The 19,739-nt window shown below is 61.3% G+C and carries 19 protein-coding genes; 13 read left to right on the top strand and 6 right to left on the bottom strand.

Going from position 1 to position 19,739, the window contains the following annotated elements; genetic code table 11:
* Nucleotides 1-105: 105 nt before the first annotated feature.
* On the bottom strand, nt 106-1,482 hold the full coding sequence (locus tag BMZ46_RS15465) for a glutamine synthetase family protein (protein ID WP_039765386.1): 1,377 nt from the start codon (nt 1,480-1,482) through the stop codon (nt 106-108).
* Nucleotides 1,483-1,760: 278 nt separating this feature from the next.
* Here BMZ46_RS15465 and BMZ46_RS29085 point away from each other — a divergent pair, with 278 nt between their 5' ends.
* From BMZ46_RS29085 to BMZ46_RS15430, 8 genes are all read left to right on the top strand, one after another.
* On the top strand, nt 1,761-2,117 hold the full coding sequence (locus tag BMZ46_RS29085) for a gamma-glutamyl-gamma-aminobutyrate hydrolase family protein (RefSeq protein WP_139184867.1): 357 nt from the start codon (nt 1,761-1,763) through the stop codon (nt 2,115-2,117).
* Between the two features lie 94 nt (nt 2,118-2,211).
* Nucleotides 2,212-3,570 (top strand): glutamine synthetase family protein, encoded by a 1,359-nt coding sequence (locus BMZ46_RS15460; protein WP_007953514.1) that lies wholly within the window; start codon nt 2,212-2,214, stop codon nt 3,568-3,570.
* Nucleotides 3,571-3,626: 56 nt separating this feature from the next.
* A complete protein-coding gene (locus BMZ46_RS15455) occupies nt 3,627-4,991 on the top strand; it encodes an aspartate aminotransferase family protein (RefSeq protein ID WP_074690079.1) in 1,365 nt (454 codons plus the stop codon).
* Between the two features lie 172 nt (nt 4,992-5,163).
* A complete protein-coding gene (locus BMZ46_RS15450; protein ID WP_074690081.1) occupies nt 5,164-6,276 on the top strand; it encodes a polyamine ABC transporter substrate-binding protein in 1,113 nt (370 codons plus the stop codon).
* Between the two features lie 187 nt (nt 6,277-6,463).
* Nucleotides 6,464-7,561: a polyamine ABC transporter substrate-binding protein gene (locus BMZ46_RS15445; RefSeq protein WP_039765389.1), complete on the top strand. Its 1,098-nt coding sequence runs from the start codon at nt 6,464-6,466 to the stop codon at nt 7,559-7,561.
* 73 nt (nt 7,562-7,634) lie between these two features.
* On the top strand, nt 7,635-8,777 hold the full coding sequence (locus tag BMZ46_RS15440; protein ID WP_007953506.1) for an ABC transporter ATP-binding protein: 1,143 nt from the start codon (nt 7,635-7,637) through the stop codon (nt 8,775-8,777).
* 35 nt (nt 8,778-8,812) lie between these two features.
* Nucleotides 8,813-9,694 carry an ABC transporter permease subunit gene (locus BMZ46_RS15435; RefSeq protein ID WP_170844921.1) on the top strand — a complete coding sequence of 294 codons (882 nt, stop codon included), beginning with the start codon at nt 8,813-8,815 and terminating at the stop codon, nt 9,692-9,694.
* Complete coding sequence (locus tag BMZ46_RS15430) at nt 9,691-10,581, top strand: ABC transporter permease subunit (RefSeq protein ID WP_007953503.1); 891 nt, start codon at nt 9,691-9,693, stop codon at nt 10,579-10,581. Before BMZ46_RS15435 ends, BMZ46_RS15430 begins: the two co-directional genes overlap by 4 nt.
* Before the next feature lie 58 nt (nt 10,582-10,639).
* On the opposite strand, the gene BMZ46_RS15425 is transcribed toward BMZ46_RS15430, so the two are convergent.
* Entirely contained in the window at nt 10,640-11,281 is a 642-nt protein-coding gene (locus tag BMZ46_RS15425) for an HD domain-containing protein (protein WP_074690083.1), read from the bottom strand.
* Between the two features lie 190 nt (nt 11,282-11,471).
* Here BMZ46_RS15425 and BMZ46_RS15420 point away from each other — a divergent pair, with 190 nt between their 5' ends.
* On the top strand, nt 11,472-12,437 hold the full coding sequence (locus BMZ46_RS15420) for a GlxA family transcriptional regulator (protein WP_074690220.1): 966 nt from the start codon (nt 11,472-11,474) through the stop codon (nt 12,435-12,437).
* Between the two features lie 14 nt (nt 12,438-12,451).
* On the opposite strand, the gene BMZ46_RS15415 is transcribed toward BMZ46_RS15420, so the two are convergent.
* Together BMZ46_RS15415 and BMZ46_RS15410 are read right to left on the bottom strand one after the other, a co-directional pair.
* Nucleotides 12,452-14,863 (bottom strand): penicillin acylase family protein, encoded by a 2,412-nt coding sequence (locus tag BMZ46_RS15415; protein WP_074690085.1) that lies wholly within the window; start codon nt 14,861-14,863, stop codon nt 12,452-12,454.
* Between the two features lie 103 nt (nt 14,864-14,966).
* Entirely contained in the window at nt 14,967-15,545 is a 579-nt protein-coding gene (locus tag BMZ46_RS15410) for a DUF6436 domain-containing protein (RefSeq protein WP_074690087.1), read from the bottom strand.
* Between the two features lie 97 nt (nt 15,546-15,642).
* On the opposite strand from BMZ46_RS15410, the gene BMZ46_RS15405 reads away from it, so the two are divergent.
* The gene (locus BMZ46_RS15405; RefSeq protein ID WP_074690089.1) at nt 15,643-16,593 is read left to right on the top strand and encodes a phospholipase BipL; all 951 of its coding nucleotides are present in this window, start codon (nt 15,643-15,645) and stop codon (nt 16,591-16,593) included.
* A 1-nt stretch (nt 16,594) separates the two neighbouring features.
* On the opposite strand, the gene BMZ46_RS15400 is transcribed toward BMZ46_RS15405, so the two are convergent.
* Complete coding sequence (locus BMZ46_RS15400) at nt 16,595-17,347, bottom strand: DUF2059 domain-containing protein (RefSeq protein WP_039765403.1); 753 nt, start codon at nt 17,345-17,347, stop codon at nt 16,595-16,597.
* 108 nt (nt 17,348-17,455) lie between these two features.
* Between BMZ46_RS15400 and BMZ46_RS15395 the strand changes: the two genes are divergently transcribed.
* Together BMZ46_RS15395 and BMZ46_RS15390 are read left to right on the top strand one after the other, a co-directional pair.
* A complete protein-coding gene (locus tag BMZ46_RS15395; RefSeq protein ID WP_074690091.1) occupies nt 17,456-18,088 on the top strand; it encodes a 2OG-Fe(II) oxygenase in 633 nt (210 codons plus the stop codon).
* A gap of 1 nt (nt 18,089) precedes the next feature.
* Entirely contained in the window at nt 18,090-18,575 is a 486-nt protein-coding gene (locus tag BMZ46_RS15390; protein ID WP_074690093.1) for a 2-thiouracil desulfurase family protein, read from the top strand.
* A gap of 11 nt (nt 18,576-18,586) precedes the next feature.
* Here BMZ46_RS15390 and BMZ46_RS15385 read toward each other — a convergent pair whose 3' ends face one another.
* Entirely contained in the window at nt 18,587-19,165 is a 579-nt protein-coding gene (locus tag BMZ46_RS15385; RefSeq protein ID WP_074690095.1) for a transporter substrate-binding domain-containing protein, read from the bottom strand.
* A gap of 132 nt (nt 19,166-19,297) precedes the next feature.
* On the opposite strand from BMZ46_RS15385, the gene BMZ46_RS15380 reads away from it, so the two are divergent.
* Nucleotides 19,298-19,723 (top strand): DUF4399 domain-containing protein, encoded by a 426-nt coding sequence (locus BMZ46_RS15380; RefSeq protein WP_007953489.1) that lies wholly within the window; start codon nt 19,298-19,300, stop codon nt 19,721-19,723.
* Nucleotides 19,724-19,739: the final 16 nt, after the last annotated feature.

The following is a 19,739-nucleotide window of genomic DNA, read 5'->3' as shown; positions in this document are numbered from 1 at the left end:
ACAGAACCCTGTGGGAGCTGGCTTGCCAGCGATCCGCCGCAGGCGGCCATAAAAAAACGCTGCGGGCTGATGAAGCCGGCAGCGCTTTTTATTCCTGCAATCCGCTTAAACGGTATGCAGGTACCAGTTGTACTCGAGGTCGGAGATGGAGTGTTCGAACTCCTCCAGCTCGCTCTCTTTACAGGCGACGAAGATATCGATGTATTTCGGATCGATGTACTTGGCCATCACCTCGCTGTCGTCCAGCTCGCGCAGGGCATCGCGCAAGTTGTTCGGCAGGCTCTGCTCGTTCTGCTCGTAGCTGTTGCCTTCGGTGGGAGGCGGCGGCTCGATCTTGTTGGTCAGGCCGTGATGCACGCCCGCCAGCACCGAAGCCATCAGCAGGTACGGGTTGGCGTCGGCGCCGGCCACGCGGTGTTCCAGACGGACCGCATCGGCGGAGCCGGTCGGTACGCGCAGGGCCACGGTGCGGTTGTCCAGGCCCCAGCTCGGCGAGTTCGGCACGTAGAACTGTGCGCCGAAACGACGGTAGGAGTTGACGTTCGGGCAGAGGAAAGCCATCTGCGCGGGCAGGGTCTCGAGCACACCGCCGATCGCGTGACGCAGCGCGGCGTTCTGCTCGGGATCCTCGCTGGCAAAAATGTTTTTGCCTTCTTTGTCGAGAACCGAAATGTGGACGTGCAGACCGTTGCCTGCCTGGCCCGGGTACGGCTTGGCCATGAAAGTGGTGTCCATTTCATGGTCGTAGGCGATGTTCTTGATCAGACGCTTGAGCAGGACCGCGTAGTCGCATGCCTTGATCGGGTCGGCGACGTGGTGCAGGTTCACTTCGAACTGCGCCGGGGCACTTTCCTTGACGATGGCGTCGGCCGGAATGCCTTGCTCTTTGGCGCCTTCCAGAATGTCCTGGAGGCAGTCGACGTATTCGTCGAGGTCGTCGATCAGGTAGACCTGGGTCGAATGCGGGCGTTTGCCTGAGATCGGCGAGCGTGGTGGCTGAGGGCGGCCGTTCACGTTTTCCTGGTCGATCAGGTAGAACTCGAGTTCGAAGGCGGCGCAGATGGTCAGGCCGAGCTCGTCAAACTTTGCAACAACTTGACGGAGCACTTCGCGCGGGTCGGCGAAGAAAGGGTCACCTTCGAGTTCGTGCATGGTCATCAGCAGTTGCGCGGTCGGGCGCTTCTGCCATGGCTCGTTGCACAGGGTATCGGGGATTGGATAGCAGATACGGTCGGCGTCGCCGATGTCCAGGCCCAGGCCGGTGCTTTCCACCGTCGAACCATTGATATCCAGAGCAAATAGAGAGGCCGGCAGGTTGATGCCTTTCTCGTAAACCTTGTGGAGGCTGGTGCGTTCGATGCGCTTGCCGCGCACCACACCATTCATATCCGCAATCAGAAGGTCAACGTACAGAACCTCAGGATGTTCCTTAAGGAACGCGTTCGCTTCGTTAAGCTGAACGGCACGCGGGGGTACCGACATGATGCAACACCTTTGTTGTTAAAAATATCAATCATTGATCTTTTATGGTTTCAGTCAACCCGAACGGCCTGCCGAAGTCAAGCGAGGCCTTTTGTGCCCTGAAAAAGCGCCGCGATGGCGTTTATGGGGCACTTTGGGGCATTTTTTTATCCGTGTAGGACGCGCCACCCGCAGGCTTGAGCAGGCCGTGTTGTATTTTTTACGGGGGTGTTGTGTAAAAAAATGAACAAGGCTAAGCTCCGATCAAACCCATAACAGCAATAATACCGGGGTGCTTCATGTCTCGCCTGCCGTTAATCGGCGTCACCGACTGCTCTTTGCAGTCCGGTCTGCATGCTTATCACATCAGTGGCGACACGTCCGTCCGCAGCGCGGCCAGCAAGGCCTGCAACGTGCCAGCGATCTCCCAGCCCGTGGCAGATCGAGCGGCAGCGTCCGATATTCTGGACGTGTGCGAAGGCATCCTCTTTAGCGGTTCTCCTTTCAATATAGATCTCTTTCCCTCTCCCGGCCCGCACCGCGCCCGTCGTCGTGCCCGTGATTCTGCACGCCCGGGATGTGCACAGGAAATGCAACGCCAGCGTAAAGGGCAGGTAAGCTCCTCCTTCATTGTCTATGCGCGGTGCCGGGCGTAAGCCGGCACTGCGCGCAAGCAAGGCCCTTTAACGCGACGCCTGGTGCGTCAAACATTGCCTGACATCTGTCAGGAGACTCAGCCCAGAGGCATTTATGAGTAACAACCTCGACCAGCTCACCGATTGGTTGAAAGACCACAAGATCACAGAAGTCGAATGCATGATCGGCGACTTGACCGGTATCACCCGGGGCAAGATCTCGCCGACCAACAAGTTCATCGCCGAAAAAGGCATGCGCCTGCCAGAGAGCGTTCTGTTGCAGACCGTGACCGGCGACTACGTCGAAGACGACATCTATTACGAACTGCTCGACCCGGCCGACATCGACATGATCTGCCGTCCCGACCAGAACGCCGTGTACCTGGTGCCATGGGCCATCGAGCCGACCGCCCAGGTGATCCACGACACCTACGACAAGCAAGGCAACCCGATCGAGCTGTCGCCGCGCAACGTCCTCAAGAAAGTCCTGAAACTCTATGCCGACAAGGGCTGGCAGCCGATCGTGGCGCCGGAAATGGAGTTCTACCTGACCAAGCGCAGCGACGACCCCGACTATCCGTTGCAGCCGCCGGTCGGCCGCTCCGGGCGCCCGGAGATCGGGCGTCAGTCGTTCTCCATCGAAGCGGCGAACGAATTCGATCCGCTGTTCGAAGACGTCTACGACTGGTGCGAATTGCAGGAGCTGGACCTCGACACGCTGATCCACGAGGACGGCACGGCGCAGATGGAAATCAACTTCCGTCACGGCGATGCCCTGTCGCTGGCCGACCAGATCCTGGTGTTCAAACGCACCATGCGTGAGGCCGCGCTCAAGCACAACGTGGCCGCGACCTTCATGGCCAAGCCGATGACCGGTGAGCCGGGCAGTGCGATGCACCTGCACCAGAGCATCATCGACATCGAGACCGGCAAGAACGTGTTCTCGAATGAAGACGGGACCATGAGCCAGCTGTTCCTGCACCACATCGGTGGCCTGCAGAAACTGATCCCGGAATTGCTGCCGCTGTTCGCCCCGAACGTCAACTCGTTCCGCCGCTTCCTGCCGGACACCTCGGCGCCGGTGAACGTGGAGTGGGGCGAAGAAAACCGCACCGTGGGCCTGCGCGTCCCGGATGCCGGCCCGCAGAACCGCCGGGTGGAAAACCGCCTGCCGGGCGCCGACGCCAACCCGTACCTGGCGATTGCCGCGAGCCTGCTCTGCGGCTACATCGGCATGGTCGAAGGCATCAACCCGAGCGCGCCGGTCGTGGGCCGTGGTTACGAGCGCCGCAACCTGCGCCTGCCGCTGACCATCGAAGACGCCCTGGAACGCATGGAAAACAGCGCGACCATCGAGAAGTACCTGGGCAAGACCTTTATCACCGGCTACGTCGCGGTCAAGCGGGCCGAGCATGAAAACTTCAAGCGCGTGATCAGTTCCTGGGAGCGTGAGTACCTGCTCTTCGCCGTCTGATACGCCGGGCGCGGTGGCCAGCCGCCGCGCCTTCACCGATAACAAGGAGAATTGGCATGACCAGCAACAACCCGCAAACCCGTGAGTGGCAAACCCTCAGCAGCGATCACCACCTGGCCCCGTTCAGCGACTTCAAGCAGCTGAAAGAAAAGGGTCCACGGATCATCACCAACGCCAAGGGCGTGTACCTGTGGGACAGCGAGGGCAACAAGATCCTCGATGGCATGGCGGGTCTGTGGTGTGTGGCGATCGGTTATGGACGCGATGAGCTGGCCGATGCGGCCGCCAAGCAAATGCGCGAGCTGCCTTATTACAACCTGTTCTTCCAGACCGCCCACCCGCCGGCGCTGGAACTGGCCAAGGCCATCGCCGACGTGGCGCCGGAAGGCATGAATCACGTGTTCTTCACCGGCTCCGGCTCCGAAGGCAACGACACCATGCTGCGCATGGTTCGCCACTACTGGGCGATCAAGGGCCAGCCGAACAAGAAAGTCATCATCAGCCGCAAGAACGGCTACCACGGTTCCACCGTGGCCGGCGCAAGCCTGGGCGGCATGACTTACATGCACGAACAGGGCGACCTGCCGATTCCGGGCATCGTCCACATCGCCCAGCCGTACTGGTTCGCCGAAGGCGGCGACATGACCCCGGAAGAGTTCGGGATCTGGGCGGCCAATCAGTTGGAAGAAAAGATTCTGGAAGTCGGCGTGGACAACGTCGGTGCCTTTATTGCCGAGCCGATCCAGGGCGCCGGCGGTGTGATCATTCCGCCAGACACCTACTGGCCGCGCATCAAGGAAATCCTCGCCAAGTACGACATCCTGTTCGTGGCCGATGAAGTGATCTGCGGTTTCGGCCGTACCGGCCAATGGTTCGGCAGCGATTTCTACGACCTCAAGCCACACATGATGACCATCGCCAAAGGCCTGACGTCCGGCTACATCCCGATGGGTGGCCTGATCGTGCGTGACGAAGTGGTGGCGGTGCTCAACGAGGGTGGCGATTTCAACCACGGCTTCACCTACTCCGGGCACCCGGTGGCGGCGGCGGTGGGTCTGGAAAACATCCGGATTCTGCGCGAAGAGAAAATCATCGAACGCGCCCATGAAGAAACGGCACCGTATTTGCAGAAACGTCTGCGCGAACTGAACGATCACCCGTTGGTGGGTGAAGTGCGCGGAGTCGGTCTGCTGGGGGCCATCGAGCTGGTGCAGGACAAGGCCACTCGCAAGCGTTACGAAGGCAAGGGTGTGGGCATGATCTGCCGCCAGTTCTGCTTCGACAACGGGCTGATCATGCGTGCCGTGGGCGACACCATGATCATCGCGCCGCCGCTGGTGATCAGCAAGGCGGAGATCGACGAGCTGGTGACAAAGGCACGCAAGTGCCTGGACCTGACCCTGAGTGCGTTGCAGGGCTAAGTGCTAGGCTCTGAGCGATGGAGCTGTTGCGCTGTCGCTCGGAGCTGTCAGAAGGGCTGGTCTTTTCTTGAAAGACTGCCTCGGATCTTGCCAGACTAGCCGCGGTTCCAGTTGTCCGGGTTCGGCCGCTGAACAAAGTGGTTCAAAAAAGAAAAATTTGGAGCATTAACGCATGAAGGCATTAGGCAAAAAGCTCGCTGGCAAGACTCTGCTCGCCATGTCCCTGATGGGCGTGATGGCGGGTGCGGTCCAGGCGGACGACAAGGTGTTGCACGTTTACAACTGGTCCGACTACATCGCGCCGGACACGGTTGCCAATTTCGAAAAAGAGACGGGCATCAAGGTCGTCTATGACGTTTTCGACAGCAACGAAACCCTGGAAGCCAAGCTGCTGGCCGGCAAGTCCGGTTACGACATCGTGGTGCCTTCCAACAACTTCCTGGCCAAGCAGATCAAGGCCGGCGTTTATCAGGAACTGGACAAGTCCAAGCTGACGAACTGGAAGAACCTCGACGAAGACTTGCTCAAGGCCGTTGGCGACGCCAGCGACCCGGGCAACAAGCATGCGTTCCCGTACATGTGGGGTTCGATCGGCATCGGCTACAACCCGGCCAAGGTCAAGGCCGCGCTGGGCATCGACAAGATCGATTCCTGGGACGTGGTGTTCAAGCCTGAAAACATCGAGAAGCTGAAAAGCTGCGGCGTGAGCTTCCTCGACGCGCCGACCGAAATGATTCCGGCGGCTCTGCACTATCTGGGCAAACCGACCAACAGCAAGGACAAGGCTGACCTGAAAGCCGCCGAAGACCTGTTCCTCAAGATTCGTCCTTCGGTGGCTTACTTCCACTCCTCGAAGTACATCTCGGACCTGGCCAACGGCAACATCTGTGTAGCGGTCGGCTACTCGGGTGACCTGGAGCAATCCAAGACCCGCGCCAAGGAAGCCGGTGACAAGGTCAAACTGGCCTACACCATTCCAAAAGAAGGTGCCGGTACTTTCTACGACATGGTCGCCATTCCAAAGGATGCCGAAAACGTCGAAGCCGCCTACAAGTTCATGAACTACCTGCTCGAGCCGAAAGTGATGGCCGAAATCACCAACGCCGTGCGTTTCCCGAACGGCAACAAGGCGGCCACCGCCCTGGTGGACAAGGAAATCACCAGCGATCCGAGCATCTACCCTTCGGCTGAAGTGAAGAAGCAGCTCTATGCGATCAGCGATCTGGACGCGGCCACCCTGCGCCTGATCACTCGCAGCTGGACCAAGATCAAATCCGGTAAATAAGCCGGTTTGAAGCGGCCACCGTTGGCCGTCGCCTTCAACCGGGCGGTCAGCGGTGCAATTAAATGACGGAAAGTTTTGCTGGAACGGTTTTTCGAAGGTAAGTTGCGCGCCGGTTTTGTTGCCGGGCAACCGTGACTGTCATGCAGCACGGGGCAACTTGGGCCCAACTAAATCAGAGGACCTCCACTTGCCTGTTTTTTCTTCTTTGCGCAATGCCCTGCTGGCCGCTGCCGGCCTGACGTTCGCTGTCGGTGCCCACGCCGCCGGTACTGTGCATATTTATAACTGGTCGGATTACATCGGCGAGACCACCCTGGCCGATTTCCAGAAAGAAACCGGGATCAAACCGGTCTACGACGTGTTCGACTCCAACGAAACCCTGGAAGGCAAACTGCTCGCCGGGCGTACCGGTTACGACGTGGTCGTGCCGTCGAACCACTTCCTCGGCAAGCAGATCAAGGCGGGCGCTTTCCAGAAGCTCGACAAGGCGCAGCTGCCGAACTATTCCAACCTTGATCCGGTGCTGCTCAAGCGTCTGGAGCAGAACGATCCGGGCAACCTGTACGCCGTGCCGTACCTGTGGGGCACCAACGGCATCGGCTACAACGTCGACAAAGTGAAAGCCGTGCTCGGCGTCGACAAGATCGACTCCTGGAGCGTGCTGTTCGAGCCGGAGAACATCAAGAAGCTGCAGAGCTGCGGCGTGGCGTTCCTCGATTCGGCCGATGAAATGATGCCGACCGTGCTCAACTACATGGGCCTGAACGCCAACAGCACCAATCCCAAGGATTACGAGAAGGCCACGGCCAAGTTGCTGGCGGTGCGTCCTTACGTGACCTACTTCCATTCTTCGAAATACATCGGTGATCTGGCCAACGGCGACATCTGCGTGGCCATCGGTTTCTCCGGCGACATCTTCCAGGCCAAGAATCGCGCCGAAGAAGCCAAGAAGGGCGTGAACATCGCCTACTCGATCCCGAAAGAGGGCGGCGCGCTGTGGTTCGACATGCTGGCGATTCCGAAGGATTCGGCCAACGTCAAGGAAGCCCACGCCTTCATCAACTATTTGCTGAAACCTGAGGTGATCGCTCAGGTCAGTGATTACGTCGGTTACGCCAACCCCAACCCGGGTTCGGACAAGCTGATGGAGCAGTCCATCCGCACCGATGAGTCGGTTTATCCACCGCAGGCGGTGCTCGACAAGACCTACGTGTCGATCGAGCTGCCACCGAACATTCAGCGTTTGATGACCCGCAGCTGGACCAAGGTCAAGTCGGGTAAATAGCGTCAACGTACCAACTATCCTGGGTTCGTCTTGCGTGGGCGGACTGCACTCTTTTTTTCTGGGAGTTTCGTAAATGGCAGTTGCCTCCGGCGCCTATAAGAAAGCCCTCGAGGGCGACCAGACACCGAAACAGGTGCTGGTCAAAATCGACCGGGTCACGAAGAAGTTCGACGAGACGGTTGCCGTGGACGATGTGTCCCTGGAAATCAAGAAGGGCGAAATCTTTGCCCTGCTCGGCGGTTCGGGATCGGGCAAATCCACTCTGCTGCGGATGCTGGCAGGGTTCGAACGGCCCACGGAGGGGCGCATTTTCCTCGACGGCGTCGACATCACCGACATGCCGCCGTACGAGCGACCGATCAACATGATGTTCCAGTCCTACGCCCTGTTCCCGCACATGACCGTGGCGCAGAACATCGCCTTCGGCCTGCAACAGGACAAGATTCCCAAGGCCGAGATCGACGCCCGCGTGGCCGAGATGCTCAAGCTGGTGCAGATGAGCCAGTACGCCAAGCGCAAGCCGCACCAGTTGTCCGGCGGCCAGCGTCAGCGTGTGGCACTCGCGCGTTCGCTGGCCAAGCGGCCGAAACTGCTGCTGCTCGACGAGCCGATGGGCGCACTGGACAAAAAATTGCGTTCGCAGATGCAGCTGGAGCTGGTGGAGATCATCGAGCGCGTCGGCGTGACCTGCGTGATGGTGACCCACGACCAGGAAGAGGCCATGACCATGGCCGAGCGTATCGCGATCATGCACCTGGGCTGGATCGCCCAGATCGGCAGCCCGATCGACATCTACGAAACCCCGACCAGCCGTCTGGTCTGCGAATTCATCGGTAACGTGAACATCTTCGAAGGCGAAGTGATCGACGACGCCGAAGGCCACGCGACCATCACCTGCAAGGACCTCGACCGGCAGATCTACGTCGGCCACGGCATCAGCACCTCGGTGCAGGACAAGTCCGTCACCTACGCGATCCGTCCGGAGAAACTGCTGGTCACCGCCGACCAGCCGACCTGCGAATACAACTGGTCGAGCGGCAAGGTGCATGACATCGCCTACCTCGGCGGCCACTCGGTGTTCTACGTCGAATTGCCGAGCGGCAAGCTGGTGCAGTCGTTCGTGGCCAACGCCGAGCGCCGTGGCGCACGTCCGACCTGGGGCGATCAGGTCTACGTGTGGTGGGAAGACGACAGCGGCGTGGTACTTCGCTCATGAACATGCGCAAATTCAAACGCCGGCTCAATCGAATAATTCCCGGTGGCCGCCAACTGGTCATCGGGGTCCCGTTCATCTGGCTGTTCCTGTTCTTCATGCTGCCGTTCTTCATCGTCCTGAAGATCAGCTTCGCCGAAGCGGATGTGGCCATCCCGCCGTACACCGAGATCTACACCTACGCCGAGCAGAAGCTGCAACTGCTGCTGAATCTGGGCAACTACGCGATGCTCGGCGACGACGAGCTGTACATCGCCGCCTACCTCGGCTCGCTGAAGATGGCGTTTTTCAGCACGCTGCTGTGCCTGTTGATCGGTTACCCGATGGCCTACGCCATCGCCAGCGCCCGCAAAGAGCTACAAACGGTGCTGGTGCTGCTGATCATGATGCCGACCTGGACCGCGATCCTGATCCGCGTCTATGCGTGGATGGGCATCCTCAGCAACAACGGCCTGCTCAACGGTTTCCTGATGAGCATGGGCCTGATCGATGAGCCGCTGCAGATCCTCAACACCAACCTCGCGGTGTACATCGGCGTCGTCTACTCGTACCTGCCGTTCATGATCCTGCCGCTGTACGCCAACCTGGTGAAGCACGACACCAGCCTGCTGGAGGCCGCTTCCGACCTCGGTTCGAGCACCTTCAACAGCTTCTGGAAAATCACCGTGCCGCTGTCCAAGAACGGCATCATCGCCGGCTGCATGCTGGTGTTCATCCCGGTGGTGGGCGAGTTCGTGATCCCGGAACTGCTCGGCGGTCCGGAAACCCTGATGATCGGTAAAGTGCTCTGGCAAGAGTTCTTCAACAACCGTGACTGGCCGGTGGCGTCCGCCCTGGCGGTGGTGATGCTGGCGATCCTGATCGTGCCGATCATCCTGTTCAACCGCAGTCAGGCCAAGGAAATGGAGGGTAAAGAATGAAGCGCTTCCGTTTCTCCAGCCTGATGCTGGTGCTCGGCCTGTTGTTCATCTACCTGCCGATGCTGATCCTGGTGATCTACTCGTTCAACGCCTCGAAACTGGTGACGGTGTGGGGCGGCTGGTCGGTGAAGTGGTACGTCGGCCTGCTCGACAACTCGCAGCTGATGGGCTCGGTGGTGCGCTCGCTGGAAATCGCCTGCTACACCGCGATTGCCGCCGTGGCGCTGGGTACGCTGGCAGCCTTCGTGCTGACCCGCATCACCCGCTTCAAGGGCCGCACGCTGTTCGGCGGCCTGGTCACCGCGCCGCTGGTCATGCCTGAGGTGATTACCGGTCTGTCGCTGTTGCTGCTGTTCGTGGCGATGGCGCAGATGATCGGCTGGCCGCAGGAGCGTGGCATCGTCACCATCTGGATCGCCCACACCACGTTCTGTGCGGCGTATGTGGCGGTGGTGGTGTCGGCGCGTCTGCGTGAGCTGGACCTGTCGATCGAAGAAGCGGCGATGGACCTCGGTGCGCGTCCGTGGAAGGTGTTCTTCCTGATCACCATCCCGATGATCGCGCCGTCGCTGGCGGCGGGCGGCATGATGTCGTTCGCCCTGTCGCTGGATGACCTGGTATTGGCGAGCTTCGTCTCCGGCCCGGGTTCAACGACCCTGCCGATGGAAGTGTTCTCGGCGGTGCGTCTGGGCGTGAAGCCTGAGATCAACGCCGTGGCCAGCCTGATTCTGCTGGCGGTGTCGCTGGTGACCTTCCTGGTCTGGTTCTTCAGCCGCCGTGCCGAAGAAGCCCGCAAGAAAGCGATTCAGCAGGCCATCGAAGAGGGCGCTGCGGATTCGTGGAAGCAACCGGACGTGCGCCGGGCGCCGACGCCGGAAGCGGCTTAAGTCTGCGGATACAAAAAACCTCGCGACCGGAAATGGTCGCGAGGTTTTTTTATGCCGGTCAGGAAACCCAGGGCGACTGGCGAATCACCTCGACGAAGTTCATCGGCTTGAACCCCGGCACCTGATCCTTCAGCACATCGGTCTTCACATTGCCGAACGTGGTCTGCGGACGATGACGCAAGCCGTCGGCGAACGCGCAGATGATGCATTCCTTGAAGCCCTCGCCCCGTGGGTGCGCATGCACCACCGCCTCACGCTGCACCGTGGTGAACGCCGCGTAGTCCATGCCCAGCACGTCCATCTCGACGCCTGCGGTCACCAGCGCCACGGTCGGGCGCAGATGCTTCGGCACCCCCGGCGTGGTGTGCAGGGCGATCGACAGCCACACCTGCTCGATGTCGTCGTCGCTCAGCCCATACGGTTTTAGAAACGCTGCGGCTGCGTTGGCACCATCGACCTCGAAGCGCTCGTCGTCGCTGCGGTGGCCTTCGACCAGACCCAGGTCGTGGAACATCGCGCCGACGTACAGCAGCTCCGGATCGTAGGCCAGTTGCTGGCGTTCTCCACTCAAGGCACCGAACAGAAACACCCGGCGCGAGTGGTGGTAAAGCAGGTCGGATTCGATGTCGCGGATGTATTCGGTGGTGGCCCGGGCGAGGGCGCTGTCGGGGATCCGGATACCGGCAATGGTCGTGGTCATGTTGAGCTTCCTCGTCGAAAACGCCGTCACGGCGCTGATGGAGAAAGTCTGTTCCCGGGGGCCAGACCGGACAATCGATCCATGGCTGCGATCCTTGCCATTGCACCTGCAAATCGTGCCAGCTCGCTTCTGCGGCGAGGATTGGCTAGGGTTGGCGCTGATCCGCCATTCCCCGGGAGCTGACATCGTCATGAACAGAACCGTCGCCATCGTGGTATTTCCCGGCGTGCAGGCGCTGGATGTAAGCGGGCCGATGGACGTGTTTGCCGAGGCCAACCGCTTCCTGGCGCCGGAGGATCATTACCGGCTCGACGTGATCGGCGTCGAGCGCGGGCCGATGGCGTGTTCCAACGGGCTGACCCTGAGTGCGCATCGGCATTTCAGCGAAGCGTCGCAGGTCTACGATTTGCTGCTGGTGGCGGGCGGACCGCAGTTGCCGTTTCTGGATTTCGGCGAGGCATTCGATGCCTGGTTGCGTGAGGCCTGTGGTCGGGCGCGGCGTTTTGGCTCGATCTGCAACGGCGCGTTCATGCTCGCCCGTGCCGGGTTGCTGGATGGGCGCACGGTCACCACCCACTGGAACGACGCCGAGGCACTGGCGCAGTTGTGCCCGTCGAGCCGGGTTGAGGCCGATCGGTTGTACGTCGAGGACGGCCAGCTCTACACCTCGGCGGGGGTGACGGCGGGGATCGATCTGTCGCTGTACCTGCTGGCGCGTGATCACGGGGCCGAGGTGGCGCTGAGTGTGGCCAAGCGGCTGGTGGTGTTCACCCAGCGCTCGGGCGGGCAGTCGCAGTTCAGTCCGTTCCTTACGCCCCACGCCGAACCGACGTCGGCGGTGGCGATGGTGCAGCTGTATGTGCTGGCCAATCTCACCGGCGACCTGACCATCGCTGATCTGGCGAATGCCGCGAACATGAGTGCGCGGAATTTCTCTCGGGTGTTTGCCAGGGAGGCGAAAGTCACCCCGGCGGAATTCGTCGAACGGGCGCGGGTGGATGCGGCGCGGGTGATGCTCGAAAGCACCAGGGCGCCGCTGAAGACGGTGGCGTATCAGTGCGGGTTTCGTGATGCGCAACATATGCGCAGCGTGTTCAGCCGGCGGTTGGGGGTGACGGCGCAGCAGTTTCGGCTGAATTTTGCGGCGATGGTTTGAGCCGAGGGCGGCTTTTATGGCTCAGCCCGCTTTGGCAGCAGCTTCAGCGTACTCCGCGTATTCGCCGTCACCTCTTCCTCACTGAAATGCGCCTGCACATACATCCCGTCCACATACGCCTCTGCCTGATCGTCATAGTGACTGTCGAACGGCACGCCGCTCTGGCCCACCGGGTTGATGGTCAGGCTGTGAGCCGGGTCGGCGAAGTCCACCAGCCGGCGGGTCGACGGGCCGTAGGTCACCGGCCACGGTGCCGGACCGATTTTCGCCGAGAGGTTGTTCGGTACTTCATGGGAGCCCGGTGCGGCGAACGGGCCGACGTTGAAAATGCGATCCAGCGGCTTCTGCTGACCCAGCGGATGACCATGGGTCAGCGTATGCGCCTTGCCCCATTGCCAGCCGGAAGCATCGTCGCCGAGGGTCGATTTCAGGTGCGCCATGCTCGCCTGCCACGCGGCGCGTACGGTGTCGACGCGGGTCTCCTTGTTCGGCGTGCTGCGGTTGTCCCACCACGGTGAATCGGCATTCGCCGCGAGCCGGGGCAGGGCTGCATCGATCACTCGGGTCGACAGCAGGGTTTCGAAGAAATCATTGCCCAGCTCATCGCGCATCGCCGCGTCGGCGAGGTCGTAGAGGAACTGGTTGAACACCGTCGCACTGACCGAATCCAGCGGGTAGTCGCCTTGCCATTGGGCCAATTGTTCGATCAGCTTCTGCTCGGCGGGATTGCCCGCCACTTCACGCAGCACCGGCAGCAACGGTGCCAGCAGACGCGGGCCGTAACCGGTGGTGGTGCTCAGTTGCAGCTTCTGGTTGGCCTCGTTGTCCCACTTCACGTTCTTGTCGGCGAGCTGGCGGTTGAGCTGCTGGCCACGGTCGGCGAGATTGTAGTAACCGGGAATCTCCATGCCGGTCGGTGACACCGGCTGGAAGTTGGCCGAGACGATATAGCCCCGCGCCGGGTTCTCTTCCTGCGGGTTGGCGCTGAACGGGAAGTAGCCGTCCTTGTCCGCCTGATTGCCGCTGCCGTCGAGAATGAAGCCAGGCTTCACCCCGGTCGGACGCTTGGGCAGCAGCGCCGAGGCCCACCAGGCGATATCGCCCTTGGCGTTGGCGTAGACGATGTTCAGCCCCGGCGCCTGCACCTTGGTCGCTGCGGCGCGAGCCTTGGCCAGGGTGTCGGCGCGGTTGAGCTGGTAGAAACCTTCAAGGATCGGATTCGGTGTTTCGAGGAACGCCCACCACATCGCAATCGGGGTTTTCCCGGCGGCGCTGCCGAGGGCATCGTTGACGATCGGCCCGTGGGGCGACTGGCGCAGGGTGATGGTCACCGGCGTCTGGCCTTTCACCGCGATCTGCTGCTCGGTCTTGACCATGTCGGTCCATTGGCCGCGATACCAGACCTGATCCGGGTTGTCCGGATTGACCTTCTCGGCGATCAGATCCAGGTCATCGTTCTGGAACATGGTCAGGCTCCAGCCGAAATCCAGGTTGTGGCCGAGAAAGGCAAACGGCACCAGCGCCTGATGATGACCGTAGAGTTCGAAGCCCGGCGCCGACAGCTGCGCCTCGTACCACACCGACGGCACCGAAAAGCGAATGTGCGGATCGCCGGCCAGCAAGGGCTTGGCGCTCTTGCTGCGACTGCCGGCGATCACCCAGGCGTTGCTGCCTTCGAACTGCGGCAGGCCGTTGTCGATCAGTGCCTGTTCGCTGACGCGGGCGAGGGTGTTCAGGTCTTTCCAGTCTTCGGCGGCGAGGGCCGGTGCGGTGCCGGCGTGGCCCTTGGCGAGCACGCCCTTGGGCTGCCAGTCGAGATCGAAGACGTTGAGATAATCGGCGCCCAGTTGATCGCGCACGTAGGTCAGCAGCGGTTCGGTGCGAAACGCGGCGGCAAAGCTGTAGGCCATGTAGCCGGCGACGCTGATGCTGTCTTCGGCGGTGAATGGCCGCTTGGGGATGCCCAGCACGTCGAACTCGATCGGCGCGGCGTGCGAGTCCTGATATTGATTGATGCCGTCCAGATAGGCTTGCAGGGCCTTCCACGCCGGTGACTGCTTGTCGAGGCCGGCCACGTAACTGGCGGCGCGTTCGCGGATGCGCAGGCTGCGGAACAGCTTGTCGGTGTCGAGCAGTTTCGGCCCGAGCACTTCGGCCAGCTCGCCTCGGGCGAGACGGCGCATGGCTTCCATCTGAAACAGGCGATCCTGGGCGTGCACATAACCGAGGGCGCGGTAGAGGTCGGTTTCGTTTTCGGCACGGATGTGCGGCACACCGCGCTCGTCGTAACGCACGGTCACCGAGCCTTGCAGGTTGCGCAGCTCCACCTGGCCCTGACGCGTTGGTTGCTTGCTGTAGACATACCAGCCGCCGGCGGCGAGCAGGACAACGATGAGCAAGGCAAGAACGGTGAAGACGCGTTTCATGGTGACTCCTTGTGCATTCGGGGTTGCCGCCCGTGCGGGCTGCAAACAATTAGCACACGCCTCGTGTGCTGCGCATCGCCGTCCTTGAAATGTCCGGAATGCCTTACTTCGTCTCCGCCGGCCACGGACAGTAGCAACCGACCGCCAACGTATGAGTCGCATTGACCGGGCGATCATCACTCAACGCTTGCAGGATCGGTTCGATAAAACTGTTGCTGGAGTTGCACGTCAGGCCTTCGCTGTACGGGCCGAAGTACGCCAGTCTGCCGCTGCGGTCCCAGATCGCCACGGCCGGGCTCGCGGGAATCTGTTCGGAGCCGGGCAGCACCGCGATGGTTTTGAGATTGCTGAGGGTGGCGGGCAACTGGCCGTGGCTGCCGGCCTTCTGCACTGCGAAGAATTCCACGCCCTTGGGGCTGAACTGTTCGACCATCTCGGTCAGGTGTTGTTGATTGCCGACGTTGCACGGGCAGGCCGGGTCCCAGAAGTGCACCAGACGGATGTTGCCGGGGCCGGCGAGGTCGGCGGGCAGGCGCAGCGGATCGCCGGAAAACACCGCCGTGTGTTCGCTGAAGGCCCGCAGGTAGCGGCCCTGAAACCAGTCGTACGCGGCCCACAGCACGCCGGCACACACGATGGCGAGCAGGCTGGCAAACAGTGCGGTGCGGTAGGGCGAGCGCATGGATTTGAGTCCTCAGAGGCGCGCTAGCTTGCCATGCTTGCCGCGACAGATGAATATCGCAGGCCGATAAAGTCCGTTTACCGTTCTGGAATTGCCCATGTCTGTTGCTTTCGATCCCGATCATCTGCGTGCGAGCCTCAAGCCTCTGGCCGAGTGGCAGCCGTTGTCCGAGGAGGCGAAGGCGTATCAGCGGTTCTACAAGACCGACTTTCCGGAACGTGATGTCTGGCGCGGCATGGGCCGGTTCGACATCGATGGCTATCAACTGGTCAGTCATTGCTGGTGGCCGGCGGAAACGGCCAAGGCCACGCTGTTTCTGGTGCACGGTTTTTATGACCACACCGGCCTGTACCGGCATGTGATCGAGTGGGCGCTGGATCAGGGGTTTGCGGTGATTGCCTGCGATCTGCCGGGGCATGGTCTGTCCAGCGGCGAGCGGGCGAGCATCCGCGACTTCTCCGAGTATCAGGATGCGTTGCAAGGTCTGTTCGCCGAGGCGCATTCGATTGCGCTGCCGCAGCCGTGGCACTTGTGCGGGCAAAGCACCGGAGGGGCGATCATTGTCGATCACGTGCTCAATCATGGTGAAAACAGCCCGGCGCAGGGGCAGTTGATTCTGCTGGCGCCGTTGGTGCGCCCGCGTGCCTGGGGCTGGTCGCAGTTCAGTTATTACCTGCTCAGGCCTTTTGTCAGGGGTATCGCCCGGCGTTTCAGCGAGAACTCCAATGACCCGGATTTCCTGCCGTTTCTGCAGGCCGATCCATTGCAGCCAAAACGCTTGCCGACCGCATGGGTCGGGGCGTTGTCACGCTGGATCAACCGCGTTGAATACGCGAAGAAAAGTCCGCGCCGGCCGCTGATTGTTCAAGGCCAGGCGGACATGACCGTGGACTGGCAGCACAACCTGCAGGTGTTGAAGTGGAAGTTCGACCGGCCACAGATTCTGTTGCTGGCCGAGGCGCGGCATCACCTGGCCAACGAGACGGCAGAAATGCGCGAGGAGTATTTCGAGTTTCTGAGCAAGCGGATCAAGGGCCGCAACCCCTAGATCACTGACTGAGGTTCGAGGTGCTCTGGCCTACGGCCAGCCCGGCGCGGATCGCGGCCAGCGCGGCCTGGTAGTAGGCCTTGCCTTCGGTGGATTCGGCAAAGGTCGCGAACTCTTCCAGTTCTTCATCCGACAGGTCGCGATAGACGTACAGCAGGGTGTTGTTCAGGTCGGCACCGATCTGATCCATCAGGCGCTGGCGTTGACCGTTCAACATGCCCTGGGCCTGACCGCCGCCGAGCAGGCCGGGGATCATCGAACTCAGGCTGTCCGCCGCCACGCCGGCAATCGCCAGGCTGACTTCGGCGCCGGCTTCACGGGCGGGAAGGGCCTGGGCGAGGTGGCCGATGATCAGCAGGCGGCTGTCGCTGGCCGGCATCTTCGGCAGGCCCTTGGCGTTTTTTGCCAGTTGATCGCGGCGGGTCGCCAGCAGTTCGGCGGCGACGATCTTCTTGCCCAACGGAGACTGAAAGAACGACAGGGCCGGTTTCGGATCAGCGAGGTTCTTGCGCAGTTGCGCTTCGGCGCGTTGATCCACGGCCTGGGGGGCGAAGCGCTGGTTGCTGTTGTTCACCAGCGCCTGAAACACCGCCGGCGGCAGGCTGTTCTGGTAACGCTGCTGCGCGGCACTCAGGGCGTCGTTGAAATGCGCGCGTTGTTCTGGCCAGCCGGCGACCTTGTACAACTGGTCGTGGCCGTCCGCCCAGGCGGGCAAAACGCAGAACATCAACAGTGAAAAAAGCAAACGGCGCATAAGGACTCCTGTCGGCAGCCGACTATTCTCCGTGCGGTGCCAGTACTTGTCGAGAATTCGTATCCAGCCGCCGCGTGGCTCTGTCGGATTTCTTGCCGCAGGCATACTATGCGCGCCATGCAAATATCCTCTGATCACCCGCTGCTGTTACGTATCGTCGACGACCTGGCCGAGCACGGCTGGTCGCAGCAGAACATTTTCCTGCCTGCGGATTTGACCCGCGCACTGGCGGCCGAGTGCCGCAAACGTGACGCCGAAGGTGAACTGGCGCCGGCGGGGGTCGGACGTGGCCCGTTTTCGGAGATCCGCGAGGGGATTCGTGGCGACCATATCCAATGGATCGATCCTGGTCAGGCCGAAGCCAGCGACCGTTACCTGAACCTGATGGACAGCTTGCGCGAGGCGCTCAACCGGGGGCTGTTCCTGGGGCTGGAAGACTTCGAGTGCCACTTCGCCCTGTACCCGCCGGGTGCTTTCTATCGCAAGCATGTCGACCGTTTCCGCGACGATGACCGGCGCATGGTCTCGGCGGTGATCTACCTCAATGACGGCTGGTTGCCGGAGGATGGCGGGCAACTGCGCATGTACCTGGAGCATGATCGCGTTCATGACGTGCAGCCTACGGGCGGTTGTCTGGTGGTGTTCCTCTCCGGCGAAGTCCCTCATGAAGTGTTGCCGGCCAATCGCGAGCGGCTGTCGCTGACAGGCTGGTTCCGCCGCCGTGGCAACGAGCCGTTCTGAGATGCACAGGATTCTGGTCAGTCGCTGCCTGCTGGGCCATCGCGTGCGTTACGACGGTGGAGCCAGCGGGCCGTTCGATCTGCTGGAGCAGTGGATCAGCGAAGGCCGGGTAGTGCCGTTGTGTCCGGAAGTCGCCGGTGGTTTGCCGACGCCACGGGCGGCAGCGGAGATTCCGGGCGGGCAGGGCCGCGAAGTGCTGGACGGGCTTGCCTCGGTGATCACCACCGACGGCGAAGACGTCAGTGCGCAGTTTCTCGACGGTGCGCGGCAGGCGCTGGCGCTGGTGCAACAGCACGGGATTCGGGTGGCGGTGCTCAAGGCCAACAGTCCTTCGTGCGGGAATCTGTTGACCTATGACGGCACGTTCAGTGGGGTGAAGGTGAGTGGCGAGGGGGTTACCGCCGCGTTGCTGAAGCGCCATGGGGTGCAGGTCTTCAGCGAACTCGAACTGCCGCAAGCCGCACAGGCCCTCAGCTTGCTCGACTAGTCACGTTCACTTCAGTTTTCCGTAGCCTGCACACTCAACCACTTCTGCCTCAATGCCTCCAACCGCCCATCCGCCCTGATCCGCTGCAAGGCATTCTCCAGACTCGCGTGAAACGCCGGGTTACCCTTCTGAAACGGAATCGCCAGATCTACCGGCGGCCCAACCTTCGGCTTTTCCTCAGTCAACGTCTGCACCAGCACCATCGGCCGAGGTTGCTCGTCCTTTTTCGCCAGCAACTGCGCATTGACCTGCGTGTAAGGTTCGCTGACGTCGAAACGATCCTTGAGTTCCGGGGTCAGTGCTATGTGGTTGAGCGCGATGTCGTACTTGCCGCTTTCAACACCCTGGAGCAGGTCGGCCTCGTCGGTGACGATGAAGTCGGCCCGCACATCCAGTTCGTTGGCCAGCAATTGCCCAAGCTCGACCTCGAACCCCGTGAGCGTGTCGCCGTCCTTGAAATTGAAGGGCGGTGTATTAGCCTCAAGGGCTATGCGCAACTCGCCACGGTCGTAGACGTCATCAATCAGTTCGGCGTGAGCCAGAGGGCTCAGAAGGGGAAGCAGGCAGATCAGGCCAGGCAGAAAACGCATGGTCACTCCTTTGAAATCGATATCGGCCTGTTTTCCAGGCTCGCTTTGCTATGGTTGTCGAGTGCCTTCGACAACGAATGGTCATGAAGTTGTCATGACCGTGCGGATTTTACGGAAAAACTGGAGAAGAAAATGAAAAGCTTTATGTCACGTGCAGCGTTGGCCGGTGTGCTGATGGGTGTTTCGGTACTGGCCAGTGCGGCCACACCGGCACCGAAGGGCGCCGAAGTGTTCATCGTTTCTCCCGAGGACGGAGCCACGGTTCCGCAGACCTTCACGGTCAAGTTCGGTGTAAAGGACATCGCGCTGGCACCGGCCGGTGACGTCACCAAGAACACCGGTCATCACCACCTGCTGATCGATGCCAAGGAAATCGTTCCGGCCGGCTCCGTCGTGCCGACCGACGCCAACCACATGCACTTCGGCAAGGCGCAGACCCAGGCCGACATCAAACTCGCGCCGGGCAAGCACACCCTGCAGCTGGAGCTGGGTGACAGCGGCCACATGGCGTTCGATCCGCCGATCGTGTCGAAGAAGATCACCGTCAACGTCGAATAAAAAAGGGAGCCCTTCG

It is taken from the genome of Pseudomonas sp. NFIX49 (assembly GCF_900115915.1).
GTDB lineage: Bacteria > Pseudomonadota > Gammaproteobacteria > Pseudomonadales > Pseudomonadaceae > Aquipseudomonas > Aquipseudomonas pharyngis.
The sequence above is the reverse complement of the archived record's forward strand: the minus strand, read 5'-3'. Positions and strand labels throughout refer to the sequence as shown.